Below are 3911 nucleotides of genomic sequence, written 5' to 3' on the forward strand. Positions count from 1 at the left end.
TTCCTGAGCTTGACTATCTCTTCGATTGGCATATCTTTCCTTTCTCTCCCGGAATGGTCACCTTGATTTTTCAAGTTCCTCTGGGGCTTATATCCGTGCTCAACAGCGCGCTGCATCCCTCTTTTGATTTTGATATTATGAATCTTTCTTTGATATTCTTCAACCATGCTCACAATTTGAAGCACCATCGAATCTGATTCCGAAAGCTGAAGCTCACCATTGTGCGAAATACTGTAAAGCTTAATTTTTTCTTTTAATATGCAGTGTAGAATTGCTACCTTTGCATTTCCTCTGCCAAGACGGGTTTCATCCTGAATCAGCAGTGCTCCGATTGTTTTATCTTTTATTAGGTCGAGAAGTTCCAATATACCTTCTCTTTCAAGATCATATCCGCTTGCCTGCTCCTTAATGATTCTCTCAACTTCGAAGCCGCAGCTGCCAGCAAGGCGGATTAGTTCTTCCTCCTGCCTCGCCAGTGAGGTTTCCTGTGTCTCTTTTGTCGTACTTACGCGGCAATAAATAATTGCTTTCATGATGTCACCTTATTTCGCTTTGCTTATTTTATCTTTCTGCACCGGCAATCTGTGTGGGCTCAATTTGCTCAGCCATCACCGGGATGACAAGTTCATCGCCAGGATAGATAACTTCTCCGGTTAGTCCGTTTTTTTCCTGTACCCAGCTAACGAACTCGTTTTCTGAAAGGTTATGTTCATTTGCATATGTTTCGGCAATCTCCCATAATGATTGCCCTTCTTCTATAGTAACAGTTATGTATGCATCGTCAGAACTATTTAAATGAGCTTTCGCCACAAACGAAAAAATCAAGCTGACCGCAAGCAGGATAATGGCATATGAATAGTTTTCCCAAAGTTTTTTCATGTTCAGCACCTCTTCACGAATGTATGTTCGTTTATTTGATTTTATTATAAAGCGAACATTTGTTTCGTGTCAACTAATTATTCGAACTTATGTTTGTATCTCGATAGAGGACATGGTATAATAAGGACAAGAAAATATACGAGGTGCGTGAATATGACGAAGTTATCGAAACGGCAACAAGACATATTTGAGTTCATTAAAGGTGAAGTCAAGAAAAAAGGATATCCACCATCCGTACGCGAAATTGGCGAAGCGGTTGGCCTTGCCTCCAGCTCCACTGTCCATGGACATTTAGCTAGACTAGAAAGCAAGGGCTTGATCAGGCGCGATCCTACAAAGCCTCGCGCAATCGAAATCCTTGAAATAGAAGAAGATAGCCGTATCCCTAAATATAAAGTTGTCAATGTACCTGTCGTTGGTAAAGTAACTGCGGGTATGCCGATTACGGCAATCGAAAACGTTGAAGAGTACTTCCCTCTTCCTGATCGTCTAGTTCCTCATGATGAGCAAGTGTTCATGCTTGAAATCATGGGAGACAGTATGATCGAAGCCGGAATCCTTGATGGTGATTATGTCATCGTTAAGCAGCAGAAAACGGCCAACAATGGTGATATCGTGGTTGCGATGACAGAAGAAGACGAAGCAACAGTTAAGCGTTTCTTCAAGGAAAAGGATTATTTCAGGCTACAGCCAGAAAATTCATCGATGGATCCAATTATCCTCCGCAACGTTTCGATTCTTGGCAAAGTGATCGGAGTATACCGTCATATGCATTAAAAAAAGCAAGCGGATTTCCGCTTGCTTTTTTACATATGAATCTATTAAATAAGATGTTTTGCTGATAATGGAACCTTCAGATTCTCTTTAAAACATCACATTTGCAGATTAGCCTCTTCATTATTCTTCTGTTTTATCCTGGTGTTTCACACCTTTACTCTTATAAGGCTTGAAACTTTTAGCTTTATTCGCGCTTGATTGCCATCTGTTCCATCCTTTTTTACCTGTACCTCTTCCTGTTCCGCTTTTACTCTTCGCTTTACTCATGTTTTTCAACTCCGTTCATTATGAATATAACCATATTATTAACCATTTTATTGGTGAAACACCTTTAGAATGTAAAGATTCAGTCCTAATCTATTTCGTGATTATCTTGTGTATCTAATATTTAATCCCCTTATCTAGGAGAGTAGCACATTTTACGATTTACAGGGCAGAACCCCTAGCATGTTGTCCATTATCTCATAAGATAATGTATCAACAAGGGAAGGAGTTGAAAAAAAATGGGATGCAACAGAAATAACAACGATGTTTCTAATGTTTTTTTCCCTAACAGGGACAGGGATAGGGACCGTAATCAAGTGAGAGCAACTATCGACTTTGATGATCTTTGCCGTGCAGTGCGTCGTTGTATTATTGAAGACTTAGAAGGTGTTCAGGATAGAAGGGATGATCGTGATCGTGACGATCGTGACCGCCACCACAGAAAATGTGGATGCTGGTTTTAATTTAACTCCTCACCTTAGCTAAAAAGAATCCCGGAGGTATTTATCTTCCGGGATTCTTTTTTCATCTTTAATAATTACTAGTGCCATTTGACATTCTGAACAGGGAGAACTTTTACGATTTCATTTATATAGGCGTCCTTCTGCTCAGCTGTTAACCACAGATGTACAATTCCATTATCCTGGCTGCTCCTAATCAAACGGCCCATTCCCTGCCTTAAGCGAAGCAGCATATATGGCAGGTCAATCTCTGCAGATGCGTTATTGGCATGCTTTCGTTTCGCCTGGAAAACAGGGTCATGAGGAGGGAACGGCAAGGAAGTAATAATCACCTGGATTAATGATTCACCTGGAACGTCCAACCCTTCCCATAAGCTATACGAACATAGTACTGTTGTATGCTCGCTTTGGAAGACCTTTACTGTTTCACTAATTTCTCTGTCTCCCTCAAAAAGAATGGCAAATGGCCATTGTTGGAGATCAGCCCATGCTCGAAAGCGTTCCATTTCCTGAGAAGATGAAAATAACACTAGTGATTTTCCGTTTTGGCTTAATAAGTCGGCCCCAATCTGCTCCCACTTATTCGTTTCATCTGTCTGAATGTGTCCCTCCATCTTCATCTGCTCTTCATAATCAAACGGAGATGCCACTGTAAAGGAAGAAAACTGTTCAATACCAAGGCTTTTAGAAATATAACTAAAATCGCCTGCCTGAGATAATGTAGCTGAAGAAAAAACAAAAGGAATATTTTGCGAAAAGACTTCCTTCTTCAAAATATCTTCTACTAATCGAGGCATAATCACCAATGACGTTTGAACCTCATTCTCCTCAAGCCAAAAGATCCCTTCATCATTTTTTAGGAAAATTCCTAAACCATATGCAAAGAACTCCAAATACTCTTCCATGATTTTCAAATGGTAATCATCAATGACGAATAATTCAGCATCAAAAACAAGCTGATCCATCAAATCACTTACCTTTTTCTCAAGGGTTTCAGCAGTTTTCCTGATACTAGCAAGGAGCGGAACTTCTTTTCGATTAGATCCTTCAACTGCTACTGAGTTATCAACAAGCAGGTCGAACCATGCATCATGAAGCTCTAAAATATCCTCGATTAAATAAAGCGATTCTTCCCTAACATCCTGATGCATATATCCTGTAAGGACAGTCGTCAGCGTTTGTGAGTTAAACCGATAAGTGAGTCCTTTTTGGGCTGCAAATTCAAGCAGGTGACCTTCATCAAAAATGACCGTACTTGCTTCAGGGAGAAGCGGCATTTGCCCTTCCCTTTTGCGGGACTCCTTTGTCCAGACATGTTCCATATAAAAGTCATGGGAACAAATAATTAAATCGCCAGCATGACGGTAGTAATCACGATTTAAGGTTTGTCCGCAGCGGTGGCGCCATTCACAAGTAGAGCATTGCTGCAGCGGATCCCATGCCATCATGGACCATTTTTCATTGGATACCCATGGATATTCTTTGCGGTCACCATACCGGCTGAATGTGTTCATAGATATTCCTTCATCA

General features: G+C 40.6%; 6 protein-coding genes. 2 read left to right on the forward strand and 4 right to left on the reverse strand.

Features of this window, described 5'->3' with window-relative positions; genetic code table 11:
* Positions 1-533: YneB family resolvase-like protein (locus WB217_RS17865; protein ID WP_423994649.1), on the reverse strand; the 533-nt coding region annotated here is incomplete at its 3' end.
* A gap of 28 nt (positions 534-561) precedes the next feature.
* Complete coding sequence (gene yneA / locus WB217_RS17870) at positions 562-879, reverse strand: cell division suppressor protein YneA (protein ID WP_423994650.1); 318 nt, start codon at positions 877-879, stop codon at positions 562-564.
* Positions 880-1032: 153 nt separating this feature from the next.
* On the opposite strand from yneA, the gene lexA reads away from it, so the two are divergent.
* Positions 1033-1656, forward strand: a complete 624-nt coding sequence (lexA, locus tag WB217_RS17875) for a transcriptional repressor LexA (RefSeq protein WP_423994651.1) — start codon at positions 1033-1035, stop codon at positions 1654-1656.
* Between the two features lie 120 nt (positions 1657-1776).
* Here lexA and WB217_RS17880 read toward each other — a convergent pair whose 3' ends face one another.
* Positions 1777-1923 (reverse strand): DUF3934 family protein, encoded by a 147-nt coding sequence (locus tag WB217_RS17880; protein WP_423994652.1) that lies wholly within the window; start codon positions 1921-1923, stop codon positions 1777-1779.
* A gap of 236 nt (positions 1924-2159) precedes the next feature.
* On the opposite strand from WB217_RS17880, the gene WB217_RS17885 reads away from it, so the two are divergent.
* Positions 2160-2384 (forward strand): hypothetical protein, encoded by a 225-nt coding sequence (locus tag WB217_RS17885; protein WP_423994653.1) that lies wholly within the window; start codon positions 2160-2162, stop codon positions 2382-2384.
* Positions 2385-2461: 77 nt separating this feature from the next.
* On the opposite strand, the gene WB217_RS17890 is transcribed toward WB217_RS17885, so the two are convergent.
* The coding region (locus tag WB217_RS17890; RefSeq protein ID WP_423994654.1) for an ATP-dependent DNA helicase at positions 2462-3911 on the reverse strand (1450 nt) is incomplete at its 5' end.

Origin of the sequence: Mesobacillus sp., from assembly GCF_049588175.1 — a bacterium.
Taxonomy (GTDB): Bacteria; Bacillota; Bacilli; order Bacillales; family Cytobacillaceae; genus Mesobacillus.

Coding starts and splice junctions, on each gene's coding strand:
- yneA (WP_423994650.1), bottom strand. CDS start 879: ATGAAAAAACTTTGGGAAAACTATTCATATGCCATTATCCTGCTTGCG.
- lexA (WP_423994651.1), top strand. CDS start 1,033: ATGACGAAGTTATCGAAACGGCAACAAGACATATTTGAGTTCATTAAA.
- WB217_RS17880 (WP_423994652.1), bottom strand. CDS start 1,923: ATGAGTAAAGCGAAGAGTAAAAGCGGAACAGGAAGAGGTACAGGTAAA.
- WB217_RS17885 (WP_423994653.1), top strand. CDS start 2,160: ATGGGATGCAACAGAAATAACAACGATGTTTCTAATGTTTTTTTCCCT.